A 12,457-nucleotide genomic window follows, 5' to 3' on the forward strand; every position below is an offset into this window, starting at 1 on the left:
GCGGTGCCGGAACGTAGAATGGCGGCATCATGACTCTCCCGTCCTCCGCCCCGACCGTGATCGACGCGTCGCCGGCCGCCGTCGCCGCGGACGGCCGAGCCCGCACCTACGAGGTGCGCACGTTCGGCTGCCAGATGAACGTGCACGACTCGGAGCGGCTCTCCGGTTCGCTCGAGGCCGCGGGGTACGTCCGCGCGGCCGCCGACGAGGAGGCCGACGTCGTCGTCATCAACACGTGCGCGGTGCGCGACAACGCCGCCGGCAAGCTGTACGGCACGCTCGGCCACCTGAAGAGCCGCAAGGACCAGCACGCCGGCATGCAGATCGCCGTCGGCGGCTGCCTCGCGCAGATGGACAAGGAGACGGTGCAGCGCAAGGCCCCGTGGGTCGACGTGGTGTTCGGCACGCACAACATGGGCTCGCTCCCCGGGCTCCTCGAGCGCGCCCGGCACAACGACGACGCGGAGCTGGAGATCCTGGAGTCGCTGGAGGTGTTCCCCTCGACGCTGCCCACGAAGCGCGACAGCGTGCACAGCGGCTGGGTCTCCATCTCGGTCGGCTGCAACAACACCTGCACGTTCTGCATCGTCCCGAGCCTGCGCGGCAAGGAGAAGGACCGCCGTCCCGGCGACATCCTCAGCGAGATCCGACTCCTCGTCGAGGACGGCGCGATCGAGGTGACCCTGCTCGGGCAGAACGTGAACTCCTACGGCGTCGAGTTCGGCGATCGCCAGGCGTTCGGGAAGCTCCTGCGCGCAGCCGGGCAGATCGAGGGCCTCGAGCGCATCCGCTTCACCAGCCCGCACCCCGCCGCGTTCACCGACGACGTCATCGACGCCATGGCGGAGACCCCGTCGGTCATGCCGCAGCTGCACATGCCGCTGCAGTCCGGGAGCGACCGGATCCTCCGCGCCATGCGCCGCTCCTACCGCAGCGAGCGGTTCCTCGGGATCCTGGAGAAGGTGCGCGAGAAGATCCCGTACGCCGCCATCTCGACCGACATCATCGTCGGCTTCCCCGGCGAGACCGACGAGGACTTCGAGGACACGATGCGGGTCGTGGAGCAGGCGCGGTTCGCGAGCGCCTTCACGTTCCAGTACTCCATCCGCGAAGGCACCCCGGCGGCGACCATGCCCGACCAGGTGCCGAAGCACGTCGTGCAGGAGCGCTACGACCGGCTCGTGGCCCTGCAGGAGCGCATCAGCCTGGAGGAGAACCGGAAGCAGCTCGGCCGGGAACTGCAGGTGCTCGTCTCCACCGGCGAGGGCAAGAAGGACGCGGCGACCCACCGGCTGACCGGCCGCGCCGAGGACAACCGGCTCGTGCACTTCGAGGTGCCGGCGGGCTCACCCGTGCCGCGCCCCGGCGACGTCGTCACCGTCACCGTCACGCACGCCGCGCCGTTCCACCTGCTCGCGGACGCACCCGAGGGCGCGCCGCTGCGCATCCGCCGGACCCGTGCGGGCGACGCCTGGGACCGCTCGCAGGCCGAATCCTGCGGCGTGCCCGCCCCCGCCGCGGGCGGCGCGCCCCGTGCCGTGGCGCTCGGGATCCCGACGCTCCGCATCGGGGAGTGATGGCGGCGGACGTGCCGCGCCTCTGGGCCGTCGTCGGCGCGACGGGCACCGGCAAGACCGCCCTCTCGCTCGACCTCGCGGAGGCGCTCGCCGCCCGGGGGCGCCCGGCGGAGATCGTGAACGCCGACGCCATGCAGCTGTACCGCGGCATGGACATCGGCACCGCGAAGCTGCCCCCCGCCGAGCGCCGCGGCATCCCGCACCACCTCTTCGACGTGCTCGACGTGACCGAGGAGGCCGCGGTCGCCCGGTACCAGGATGCGGCGCGCAGCGCGATCGCGCAGATCCACGACCGCGGGGCCGACGCCGTGCTCGTGGGCGGCTCCGGCCTCTACGTGTCGGGCGTGCTGTACGACTTCCGCTTCCCCCCGCGCGACGACCGACTCCGCCGTGAGCTGGAGGCGGAGCTCGCCGAGCACGGTCCGGCGCCCCTGTACGAGCGGCTCCGGGCCGCCGACCCCGCGACCGCGGCGCGCATCGACGCCCGGAACGGTCGCCGGCTCGTCCGCGCGCTGGAGGTGCTCGCGCAGGGCGCCGACACCCACGGGGCCGCGCTGCCCGAGGAACCCGTGCACTGGCATCCGCACACGCGGGTGGTCGCGGTCGGGGTGCCGAGGGAGGACCTGGTCGCGCGGCTCGACGCCCGCGTCCTCGGCATGTGGCGCGACGGCCTGCTCGACGAGGTGGCCGCGCTCCGCGACGCCGGACTCGAGCAGGGGGTCACCGCATCCCGCGCGATCGGCTACGCCCAGGCGCTCGGCGAACTGCGCGGCGAGCTCTCCCGCGAGGAGGCGATCGCGCAGACCCAGGCGCTCACGCGGCGCTACGCACGGCGGCAGGTCTCGTGGTTCCGCCGCTACCGGGAGGCCGTGTGGGTCGGATCCGGCGCCGCGGCCGCGTCGGTCCTCGACGGGGAGCCGGCATGATCCGCATCCGCCCCTTCGCCGACACCGACACCGAACCCGTCGTCGCGCTGTGGCGCGCGGCGGGGCTCCTGCGGCCCTGGAACGACCCGTACCGCGACATCGAGCGCAAGCGCGCGGTCCAGCCGGAGCTGTTCCTCGTCGCCGTCGACGACGGGGTGGTCGTCGGCTCCGTCATGGCCGGTTACGACGGGCACCGGGGCTGGCTGTACTACCTCGCGGCAGCCCCCGAGCGCCGCGGCACCGGCATCGGCCGGGCGCTCGTGGCCGAGGCGGAGCGGCTGCTGACGGCCATGGGATGCCCGAAGGTGCAGCTCATGGTGCGGCCGGACAACACCGGTGCGCGCGGCTTCTACGACGCGCTCGGCTACGAGGAAGTCGACTCGTGGCTCGCGGGCAAGCGCCTCATCCCCGACGACTGACCGCATCCGAGCGGGCCGCACCGCATCCGCCTGTCACGTGCCGCGTCGCCGTGCCGTGCCGCGTCGCCGTCACCGCATTCGGTGATCTCACGGGATTCGGGCCGGATGCGGCCGAACCATCCGAATCCCGTGACTTCCCCGAATCCCGTGACGCTCCGAATTTCGTGACGCACCCGAATCCCGTGACCCACCCGAATCCGGCGGCGATCCGGGATCGGGCGGGGCGGAGAACCGGCGCCGATAGACTCGGGGCATGCCGCAGACGATCGCATTCACCAAGGGTCACGGCACGGGGAACGACTTCGTGATCGTCGCGGACCCCGACGGTGCCCTCGATCTCTCCGACGACCAGGTCGCCGTCCTGTGCGACCGCCGGTTCGGGGTGGGCGGCGACGGCATCCTGCGCGTCGTGCGCGCCGCGGCGATCGCCGAGGGCGCGGATGCGGCGGCCGCCGGCGCCGAATGGTTCATGGACTACCGCAACGCCGACGGCTCCGCGGCGGAGATGTGCGGCAACGGCATCCGCGTGTTCGCGCGGTACCTCGTCGAGAGCGGTCTCGGCGTGATCGGCGCCGACCCCGTGCCGATCGGCACCCGTGCCGGGGTGAAGACCCTCACCGCGACCGGCGACGGGTTCGAGGTCGACCTCGGCCGCTGGATCGTCGAGGAGCAGGACGTGCTGGTGCAGGCGAAGGGGCTGCCGGTCGCGCGCCCCGGGCTCGGCATCGACGTGGGCAACCCGCACGTCGTCGTCGCCCTCTCCAGCGACGACGAGCTCGACGACCTCGACCTCGTCTACCAGCCGATCCTCACCCCGACGCCGTCGCACGGCGCGAACGTCGAGTTCGTGGTCCCCGCCGACCCGCTCGTCCAGGGCGGGGTCGGCACCGTCCGGATGCGGGTGTTCGAGCGCGGTGTGGGGGAGACCCTCAGCTGCGGCACCGGCGTCGCGGCCGCCGCGATCGCGGTGCGCCACTGGGCCGGACCCGCCGCGCCCGACGAGTGGCGCGTGCGGATCCCCGGCGGCGAGCTCGGCGTGCGCATGCGCGACGGCCACGTGCTGCTGTCGGGCCCGGCGGTGCTGGTCTACACCGGCGAGGTCACGCTCGCCTGACGCCGTCGCACCCACGCGGTGACCCCGGCGGCGACGCCGAGGAGGAACAGCAGCGCGCAGGCGGCGGCCACGAGCGAGAACGCCGCGCCGGAACCTTCCGTCTCGGCGACCTGCCCCGCGAGCGCGGCGCCCAGGCCGATGCCCACGACGACCCCGCCGTTCAGCAGCGCCATCATGAACCCGCCCGTGCCCTGCTCGGTCAGCGAGCCGGTGATCGCGAAGATCGTCAGCAGCATCGGGCCCTGGAACGCCCCGGCCACGAGCCCGGCGACGAGCACGGTCGGGATGTCGGTCGCGGCGATCAGCAGGACGGCGCCCACGGTCATGCCGGCGCCGGCGACGCTCCAGCGCACCCACGGGCCGATGGAGGCGGGGAGCATGACCATCGACAGCGTCGTGATGCTCGAACCGACGGCCATCACGGCGTACAGCAGGGCCCCGGCGTCCGGCGCGCCCATCTCTCCGGCGAACGAGGTGAGCCCCGCCTGACTACCGCCGAAGAACACGCCCATCGAGACGGTGCCGGTCAGGCAGATGCCGATGAGCACGCGGCGGCGGAGCGACCCGATGCCGCGGACGGCGCGCTCCTCCGCCGTGGGGCGCACGTCGCGGCGCAGCGGCACGAGACGGTGCGTCCGGTGGAACGCGAACATCGTCACGAACACGGCGATGAGCGTCGCGGTCGCGAGCATGGCGGCCTGCGGGCTCACGGCCACCGCGATGATGCCGACGAGGGCCGGACCGACGATGTAGCCCACCTCGTCCGACACGCCCTCGAACGCGAGCGCGGCGTGCGTGTCCTCAGGGGTCATGATGAGCCACCGGGCGCGGGACAGCGCGTTCACCTGGGGGATGGTGAGGCCGGTCAGGCCGGCGAGGGCGATGGTCGCGGCGTCCGGGAACACCCCGGCGCCGAACGTGAAGGTCAGCAGGATCGTGACATTGATCGCGACGCCGAGCACGAGGGTGTTGCGCTGCCCCCAGCGGTCGGCGATGTTGCCGGAGGTCGGCCCGCCGACGGCCTCGCCGAGCGCGGCGGCCGCCGCGGCGAACCCGCCGACGGCGAGCGAGCCGGTCGCGGCGGTCGCGAGGGTCAGGACGGCGAGCGGGGTCATCGCGCTCGGCAGCTTGCCGAGGGTCGCGGCGACCAGGTAGCCCCAGCCGGCTGTGGCGGGCAGGACGCGGTATCCGGCCAGGCCGGAACGACGGGTGGACATGGGTCTCCTCACCGATGCGTCCCCCACCACGGATCGCACCCACAGCCCATATCTCGTTCGTCCCGCAGCGTACCAGCGCCGTGTGACGCGCGGATGTCAGACGATGTCGACGGGCGCCGTCGGCGGACTGCCGTGCCGGCGCACCTTCAGCACCCGGTACCCGCGGGCGGTCGCCGCCCGGTGCGCGCTGTACCCGGTCGGGAAGCTCGCGGTGATCCAGCGCTGCAGCGAATCGGCCCCCAGATTCCGCGCGACCACCAGCCACGCGTCCGAGCGCTCGTCGAGGCGGGGCAGCCAGTGCTCCAGCATCCCGTGCAGCACCTGCTTGCCGACCCGGATGGGCGGGTTGGACCGGATGCCGCGGAAGGACACGTCCTCGGGAACATCCTCGGGCGTGACGGCGTTGACATTGTCGAGGCCGAGGCCCTCGGCGTTCCGGCGGACGAGGTCGAGGGCCCGCTCGTTCACGTCGACCGCCCACACGGTCGCGCGGGGCGACTGCATGGCCAGTGACAGCGAGATGGGGCCCCACCCGCATCCGAGGTCGAGCAGATTGCCGCCCGGCGGGGGCGGCGGGGTGTGGGAGAGCAGGACGGCGGTCCCCGCGTCGAGCCGATCAGGGCTGAAGACACCACCGGCGGTCGTGACCTCGATGTCGCGACCGGCGAGCGTGACTCGGATGGTGCGGAGCTTCTCGGGAGATGCGGGCGACGCGCTGAAGTAGTGGTCGCTGGGCATGGAGTGAGCGTAGCGGAGGACGGCCCCTGCGCGTGAAGCTAGAGTTGGCGTCGCGAGGCGACGCCGCGGAAAGGGCATATGACAGACAGCCACGATGACCAGGTCACCGACCCGGTCGAGCGAATCCTCGCGCGGTCGACCCCGCGCGCCACGGTCCACCTGAGCGGCACCGCGCAGGCGCTGCAGGATGCGGCGACCGTCGCGCACACGGACACCGACGGCGAGCAGTGGGACCGCGAGGAGCGCGCGGCGCTGCGCCGCGTGCCCGGGCTCTCCACCGAGCTCGAGGACGTCACCGAGGTCGAGTACCGGCAGCTGCGACTCGAGAACGTCGTGCTCGTCGGCGTGCACCCGCAGGGGCAGACCGAGGAGGCGGAGAACTCGCTGCGCGAACTCGCCGCCCTCGCCGAGACCGCCGGTGCGGTCGTGCTCGACGCGGTGCTGCAGCGGCGCCCGCATCCCGACCCGGCGACCTACGTCGGCCGCGGCAAGGCCGAGGAGCTCCGCGACATCGTCACCGCGGTCGGCGCCGACACGGTCATCGCCGACACCGAGCTCGCACCCAGCCAGCGACGTGCCCTCGAGGACGTCGTGAAGGTGAAGGTCATCGACCGGACCACCGTGATCCTCGACATCTTCAGCCAGCATGCGAAGAGCCGCGAGGGCAAGGCGCAGGTCGAGCTCGCCCAGCTCGAGTACCTCCTGCCGCGCCTGCGCGGCTGGGGTGACTCGATGAGCCGCCAGGCCGGTGGTCAGGTGGGCGCGGGCGGCGCGGGGATGGGCTCGCGCGGTCCCGGTGAGACGAAGATCGAGCTGGACCGCCGCCGCATCCGCACGCGCATGGCGCAGTTGCGTCGGCAGATCCGCGACTTCGCGCCCGCGCGCGACGCCAAGCGCGCCGAGCGGCGGCGCAACACCATCCCTGGTGTGGCGATCGCGGGGTACACGAACGCCGGCAAGTCGTCGCTGCTGAACCGCCTCACCCAGGCGGGCGTACTCGTGGAGAACGCGCTGTTCGCGACCCTGGACGCCACGGTCCGGCGTGCGCAGACCGCCGACGGCCGGATCTACACGCTCACCGACACCGTCGGGTTCGTCCGGAACCTGCCCCACCAGCTGGTCGAGGCGTTCCGCTCGACGCTGGAGGAGGTCGGGCAGGCCGACGTCATCGTGCACGTCGTCGACGGATCGCACCCGGACCCGGGCGCCCAGCTCGCGACCGTCCGTGACGTGATCGGCGAGGTCGGCGCCCGCGACACCCGCGAGATCGTCGTGTTCAACAAGGCGGACCTCCTCGACGAGGACGCGCGGCTGCTGCTGCGAGGCCTCCAGCCCGACGCGCTGTTCGTGTCGTCCCGCACCGGCGAGGGCGTCGACGGGCTCCGTGCGGTCATCGAGGACGCGCTGCCGCTTCCCGCCGTCGAGGTCGACGCCCTCGTGCCCTACGACCGCGGTGACCTCGTCTCCGCCGTGCACGAGCACGGCATGATCCTCGAGCAGCGCCACGAGGAGGGCGGGACCGCCCTCCGTGCGCGCGTCCCCGAGTCGCTCGCGGGCAGGCTGCAGCCGTTCGCGCGCTGAGCCGGTCCCGGCCGGTCAGACCCCGTCGAGGGTGGGCATGAGCACGTAGCGCCCCGGCTCGCCCTCGACCGGCATGAACCCGTCGGCCTGCAGGAGCTGCGCCCACGCCGGGTCCTCGGTGCACGCGGAGAGCGGCCGCTCGGGTTCACGGGACACGATGATCGCCAGGTCGCGCGCGGCGTGGTCGGACGGCGCGGCCGAGGCGTCGATCCGCAGCTCCCGACCGTGCGGGCCGTCGACGCCGGTGAACGCGCCGACCGAGAGCTCGAACGGCGGGACGTCGGGGGTGGCGAAGCCGAACACCCGCCCGAGGAACGCGTACTCGCTCTCCAGGGCGTGCACGACCGTCTCGCGCCTGCGGAACCCGTGCCCCTCGCCCTCGTACAGCACGTACCCGTGCGGCACGCCGCGGGCGACCAGCGCGTCGCGGATGGCCTCCGCCTGCGCGGGCGGGACGACGGCGTCCTCCTCGCCCTGGAGGATCAGCAGCGGCACCCGGAACCGTTCCGGGCGCGAGAGCGGCGACCGCTCGCGGTAGAGGTCGTCCGCCTCCGGGAGCGGTCCGATGAGCCCGTCGAGGTATCGGGCCTCGAAGTCGTGGGTGTCCTGGGCGAGGGCGCGGGCGTCGCCGACGCCGTACCGGGAGACACCCGCCGCGAAGACGTCCGTGCCGACGAGCGCGGCCAGCACCGTCCAGCCGCCCGCCGAGCCTCCCTCGACCGCGAGCCGCGCGGGGTCGGCGCGGCCGATCTCGCAGAGGCCCGCCGCCGCCGCGGCGACGTCGTCCACGTCGACGACACCCCACTGGCCGCGCAGACGCTCCCGGTACGGGCGTCCGTAGCCGGTCGACCCGCCGTAGTTCACCTCGAGCACCCCGATGCCGCGGCTGGTGAAGTACGCCACCTTCGCGGATGCGGAGGGGGAGGCGTGGGAGGTCGGTCCGCCGTGCACGAGCACGAGGTAGGGCGGCAGCTCGTCACCCGGGCCCACCGCATCCGGGTTCGTGGGCGCGTACTCGATCGCGTGCACGGGGCCGTGCGGGCCGGGGAACGTCAGCTCGCGCGGGGTCGGCACCCAGCGCTCGTCCCAGGGCGCGTCGGACGCGGTGACGGCCTCAGCCGCACCGGTGCCGAGATCGATGCGCCAGAGGGCGGCGTCACCGGTCGCGGGTGCGCCGATCACGAGGGCCTCCGTGCCGCGCACCTGCTCCACCGTGATCCCCGCGCGCAGCTCCGGGGCCACGGGGTCGACGGCCCCGGTTGCGGGGTCGATGAGCACGAGCCGTTCCGCGCCGTGCGTGCGGACCGCCAGGACGCGGCCGTCGGGCAGCACATCGAACCATCGGAGGCCGAGGACCCAGAGCGCGCCGCCGGTGTCCGCATCCGCCGGTGCGAGCGCGTGGATCCCGTCGCCGTCCGCCCGGAACAGGTTCCAGCGCCCCGACGGGTCGTCGGCGAACAGCAGCGTCTCACCGTGCCACACCGGCTGCAGGGGCGCCGTGCCCCGGTCGACGACGGTCCGGACGGTACCGTCGGCCTCGCGGACGTGGAGGCGGGTGCGGTCCCAGGGCATGTCCGGATGGTCCCAGGCGATCCACGCGAGGCGGCCGTCGTCCGCGAGCGCCGGCTGGGCGACGAAGTCGGCGCCCTCCGCGAGGACACGGATCCGGTCGGGCTCCGCGGCGGCCGAGCCGTCCAGGGGGACCTCGACGATCGCGCGCGTCGGGGTGCCGGCGTCGCCGTGGCGCTCCCGCACGGCGATGAGGCGCCGGCCCGACCAGCGGAGGCCGCCGTACCGCGCCCGCGGGTCCTCCGGGGTGAGCGGCCGCGGCTGCTCACCCCGGCGCAGGATGCGGAGCCGCTGGTCGCCCTTCTCGACGAAGACGAGCTCGCCCGCATCCGTCGCGGTCCAGGCCCCGCCGCCGTACTCGTGCACCGACGACCGTGCGTTCCACGGGGCCGGCAGCACGGTCTCGACGGTGCCGTCCGCCAGGCGGCGCAGTACCGCGACCCGTCCGCCCTCGGCCGGGATCGACTGCCCCCACCAGACCTCGTCGCCGACGAACGCGGCGCAGTCGAGCCGCGGGGCGGCGGCGGTCACCGCCTGCGCGGTGAGCGGCGAGGGCCAGGAACCGTAGGGCAGGGTCTGCGTCACACCCCAACGCTACGGCGCGGCAGGCGGTGCGTCGACCTCCGCCGTCGCGGCGTCGTCGCCCGCGTCCTTCCGCAGCAGCGCCGCGGCCAGGAGCAGGACGAGGACGCCCGCCACGACCGACACGACGACGCCCGCCGTGAGCGGGGCGAACACCAGGACGAGGACTGCGAGCACCACCACGCCGACCGTGACGAGCGTCCGCTGCGCGGTCAGCCAGGTGCCGAACGCGCCGGTGTCCAGACCGCGGGCGCGAAGGCTGCGGCGGGCGGACGCCGCGAGCGACCCGCCGACCCCGCGCAGGCGCCGGGCCGGCGCGGAACGGCCCGCGACCCAGCCCGCGAGCGCCACGGTGACGCCGAGCAGGACGAGCACGACCGCCGTCGTCGACATCCGGCCCGTGATGATCGACCACAGCGACGCCGCCGCGGCCGACGGGACGCCGAGCGCGGGCGCCTGCGTCTGCAGCACGGTGCCGCCGATCCCCAGCGCCAGCAGCGTGGCGACGGCACCGGCGAGGATCGCGATCCCCGCGCCCGTGGCGCCCAGCATCCGGTCGCGGGCGACGAGCACGCCGGCGACCAGCAGCAGGAGCGCCGCCCACGGCAGGACGTAGCCGGCCGCGGCGCCGGCGGCGTACACCGGCATGACGAGCGCGAGCGCATCCGCCTGGGCGACCACGATGGTCGCGTCGATCTGCGGGATCATCCCGGCCATGGCGAACCCGCGGTCGGTGAGCACCCCCTTCATCGACGAGATGATCGGACCGACCTGGATCCCGATCTCGCCGTCGCCCGAGATGACCACCGCGTCCCCCTCGCCGCCCGTCGCCGCGGCCACCAGTGCGCGGTGGCTCGAGACGAGCGCCTGGTCCCAGATCGCGCCGAACGCGTCGGATCGCACCAGCTCCCCGACGGTGTTGGTGATGAGGGTCTGCGCGCCGGACGCGGCGGGAGCCCGGAGCAGTTCCAGCGCGGAGAGCGCGGCCGGCGGCAGGTCGAGGGTCGCGATGCCGTCGAAGAGGGTGTCCGTGAGGGCCGGGATGTCGACCTGCGCCTGGACGGCCGCATCCACCTGATCGATCACGACCTGCTGGACCTGCGGGTCGTCGGCCAGCGGGGCGAAGGTCTCGACGAACCGCTGCTCGTCGACGAGCTGGGCGCGGGTCCACACACCGACGACGGACAGCGGCACCAGGATGCCGGCGAGCACCAGGCAGACGACGGACACCCAGGCCCGCCAGCGCCCCCGCCGCGGCGGCCGCGTCCCGCGCAGCCGGTCGTTCTCGGCCTGCAGTCGCTCGATCTCGGCGCGCAGCGCGGCGGTGTCGCTCATCGTCTCCCCATCCCCTCGCACGGATCCGTGCACGCCCACCATATTGGGCGGCGCCGTCGGGATGGGGAGCGGGCGTCGGTCAGACCGCGCGCATGAGCGCGACGACCTTGCCGAGCACCACGGCCTCGTCGCCGAGGATCGGCTCGAAGGCCGAGTTCCGCGGCAGCAGCCAGGTGTGGCCGTCGCGCTGGCGGAACGTCTTCACCGTCGCCTCGCCGTCGAGCATCGCCGCGACGATGTCGCCGTTCTCGGCGGTCGACTGCGAACGGACGACGACCCAGTCGCCGTCGCAGATCGCGGCGTCGATCATCGAGTCCCCCGAGACCTTGAGCATGAACAGCTCGCCCTTGCCGACGAGCTGCCGGGGGAGGGGGAAGACCTCCTCGATCTGCTGCTCGGCGGTGATCGGCACGCCGGCGGCGATCCGTCCGACCAGCGGGACGAGCGCCGCGTCGCCGACGCTCGGGGCGGAGTCGGCCGGGTTCTCGGTCGCCGTGCCCGGCAGGTCGATGAGCACCTCCATCGCCCGGGTCTTGCCCGGGTCGCGGCGGAGGTAGCCGCTGAGCTCCAGCTGGTTGAGCTGGTGGGTGACGCTGGAGAGCGACTTGAGTCCGACGGCGTCGCCGATCTCCCGCATGCTCGGCGGGTAGCCGTGGGTGGCGATGGAGCGCTGGATCACCTCGAGGATCGCCAGCTGCTTGTCGCTCAGGCTCTTGCGGCGTCGGGTCTGCGGCTTCGGCGCTGCGCTCATCTGCGTGACTCCCTCGGGTTCCGGCCGCCCGCGTCTTCGAATGTCGGAGGTCGGTGATTCGGTGTTGTTGTCGAAACGGTATCCGGTCCGACGGCGGCGACGGGGCAGGCGCCTCGCGTGTCGTCTTCGAACATCCGCGATCGGATCCGGCTCTTGACACCGTACAGAGTCGAAGATAACTTCGGAAGAGAGGTTCGCATCCGGTGCTCCCGGCCGAGCGCCAGGATGCGAACCTCTCCCCCGGCGGAAGGAGTCCCCATGAGCACGATCGAGTACGCACCGACGGCATTCGCGCCGCGTGCCGCGACCGGCACCCGGCTGCGCATCACCGCGCGCGGCCGTCGTGTGCTCACGTTCCTCGCCGCCGCGCCGCTCGTGGCCGTCGTGTGCGCCGGGGTCTTCGCCGGCGGTTCGGCGCTCGCATCCCGGGAGGGCAGCGCGCCCGTCGGCACCTTCGAGACCGTGACGGTCGGTGCCGGCGAGTCCCTCTGGTCGATCGCCGAGGAGGTGGCGCCCGCGCACGACCCGCGCGACGTCGTCGCCGCGATCCAGCGCCTGAACGCCCTCGAGGGGGCGCAGCTGCACGCGGGGCAGCGCCTGTCGATCCCACTCGAGTACGCCCAGGGGTGAGCGCGCCGCGGCGTTCTA

At 73.6% G+C, this 12,457-nt stretch carries 11 protein-coding genes; 6 read left to right on the forward strand and 5 right to left on the reverse strand.

The window, feature by feature from the left end; all coding sequences use genetic code 11:
• The first annotated feature begins 29 nt into the window (after window positions 1-29).
• The 4 genes from miaB to dapF all read left to right on the forward strand — a co-directional run bounded on the left by miaB (window position 30) and on the right by dapF (window position 4,036).
• Entirely contained in the window at window positions 30-1,577 is a 1,548-nt protein-coding gene (gene miaB, locus ACWAUO_RS14560) for a tRNA (N6-isopentenyl adenosine(37)-C2)-methylthiotransferase MiaB (RefSeq protein WP_460776447.1), read from the forward strand.
• The gene (miaA, locus tag ACWAUO_RS14565; protein ID WP_460776448.1) at window positions 1,577-2,503 is read left to right on the forward strand and encodes a tRNA (adenosine(37)-N6)-dimethylallyltransferase MiaA; all 927 of its coding nucleotides are present in this window, start codon (window positions 1,577-1,579) and stop codon (window positions 2,501-2,503) included. The genes miaB and miaA overlap by 1 nt, the downstream gene beginning before the upstream one ends.
• Window positions 2,500-2,922: a GNAT family acetyltransferase gene (locus ACWAUO_RS14570; RefSeq protein ID WP_460776449.1), complete on the forward strand. Its 423-nt coding sequence runs from the start codon at window positions 2,500-2,502 to the stop codon at window positions 2,920-2,922. The genes miaA and ACWAUO_RS14570 overlap by 4 nt, the downstream gene beginning before the upstream one ends.
• A 253-nt stretch (window positions 2,923-3,175) precedes the next feature.
• Complete coding sequence (gene dapF / locus ACWAUO_RS14575) at window positions 3,176-4,036, forward strand: diaminopimelate epimerase (protein WP_460776451.1); 861 nt, start codon at window positions 3,176-3,178, stop codon at window positions 4,034-4,036.
• On the opposite strand, the gene ACWAUO_RS14580 is transcribed toward dapF, so the two are convergent.
• A complete protein-coding gene (locus tag ACWAUO_RS14580) occupies window positions 4,009-5,253 on the reverse strand; it encodes an MFS transporter (protein ID WP_460776452.1) in 1,245 nt (414 codons plus the stop codon). The genes dapF and ACWAUO_RS14580 overlap by 28 nt on opposite strands.
• A gap of 96 nt (window positions 5,254-5,349) precedes the next feature.
• Window positions 5,350-5,991, reverse strand: a complete 642-nt coding sequence (locus tag ACWAUO_RS14585; RefSeq protein ID WP_460776454.1) for a class I SAM-dependent methyltransferase — start codon at window positions 5,989-5,991, stop codon at window positions 5,350-5,352.
• 78 nt (window positions 5,992-6,069) lie between these two features.
• Between ACWAUO_RS14585 and hflX the strand changes: the two genes are divergently transcribed.
• Window positions 6,070-7,572, forward strand: coding sequence for a GTPase HflX (hflX, locus tag ACWAUO_RS14590; protein WP_460776455.1), 1,503 nt, complete (start codon window positions 6,070-6,072; stop codon window positions 7,570-7,572).
• A gap of 15 nt (window positions 7,573-7,587) precedes the next feature.
• Here the strand turns inward: hflX and ACWAUO_RS14595 are convergent, their stop codons facing one another.
• The 3 genes from ACWAUO_RS14595 to lexA all read right to left on the reverse strand — a co-directional run bounded on the left by ACWAUO_RS14595 (window position 7,588) and on the right by lexA (window position 11,809).
• Window positions 7,588-9,726: a S9 family peptidase gene (locus tag ACWAUO_RS14595; protein WP_460776456.1), complete on the reverse strand. Its 2,139-nt coding sequence runs from the start codon at window positions 9,724-9,726 to the stop codon at window positions 7,588-7,590.
• A 9-nt stretch (window positions 9,727-9,735) separates the two neighbouring features.
• The gene (locus tag ACWAUO_RS14600) at window positions 9,736-11,058 is read right to left on the reverse strand and encodes a hypothetical protein (RefSeq protein ID WP_460776458.1); all 1,323 of its coding nucleotides are present in this window, start codon (window positions 11,056-11,058) and stop codon (window positions 9,736-9,738) included.
• Between the two features lie 79 nt (window positions 11,059-11,137).
• Window positions 11,138-11,809, reverse strand: coding sequence for a transcriptional repressor LexA (lexA, locus tag ACWAUO_RS14605; protein WP_460776459.1), 672 nt, complete (start codon window positions 11,807-11,809; stop codon window positions 11,138-11,140).
• 258 nt (window positions 11,810-12,067) lie between these two features.
• Here lexA and ACWAUO_RS14610 point away from each other — a divergent pair, with 258 nt between their 5' ends.
• Window positions 12,068-12,439, forward strand: a complete 372-nt coding sequence (locus ACWAUO_RS14610; protein WP_460776460.1) for a LysM peptidoglycan-binding domain-containing protein — start codon at window positions 12,068-12,070, stop codon at window positions 12,437-12,439.
• Window positions 12,440-12,457: the final 18 nt, after the last annotated feature.

It is taken from the genome of Microbacterium sp. GXF7504 (assembly GCF_054798235.1).

Excerpts from the sequence above, each read along its gene's own strand:
- ACWAUO_RS14600 (WP_460776458.1), bottom strand. The coding sequence starts at position 11,058 with ATGAGCGACACCGCCGCGCTGCGCGCCGAGATCGAGCGACTGCAGGCC.
- lexA (WP_460776459.1), bottom strand. The coding sequence starts at position 11,809 with ATGAGCGCAGCGCCGAAGCCGCAGACCCGACGCCGCAAGAGCCTGAGC.
- dapF (WP_460776451.1), top strand. The coding sequence starts at position 3,176 with ATGCCGCAGACGATCGCATTCACCAAGGGTCACGGCACGGGGAACGAC.
- miaA (WP_460776448.1), top strand. The coding sequence starts at position 1,577 with ATGGCGGCGGACGTGCCGCGCCTCTGGGCCGTCGTCGGCGCGACGGGC.
- ACWAUO_RS14610 (WP_460776460.1), top strand. The coding sequence starts at position 12,068 with ATGAGCACGATCGAGTACGCACCGACGGCATTCGCGCCGCGTGCCGCG.
- miaB (WP_460776447.1), top strand. The coding sequence starts at position 30 with ATGACTCTCCCGTCCTCCGCCCCGACCGTGATCGACGCGTCGCCGGCC.
- hflX (WP_460776455.1), top strand. The coding sequence starts at position 6,070 with ATGACAGACAGCCACGATGACCAGGTCACCGACCCGGTCGAGCGAATC.
- ACWAUO_RS14570 (WP_460776449.1), top strand. The coding sequence starts at position 2,500 with ATGATCCGCATCCGCCCCTTCGCCGACACCGACACCGAACCCGTCGTC.
- ACWAUO_RS14585 (WP_460776454.1), bottom strand. The coding sequence starts at position 5,991 with ATGCCCAGCGACCACTACTTCAGCGCGTCGCCCGCATCTCCCGAGAAG.
- ACWAUO_RS14580 (WP_460776452.1), bottom strand. The coding sequence starts at position 5,253 with ATGTCCACCCGTCGTTCCGGCCTGGCCGGATACCGCGTCCTGCCCGCC.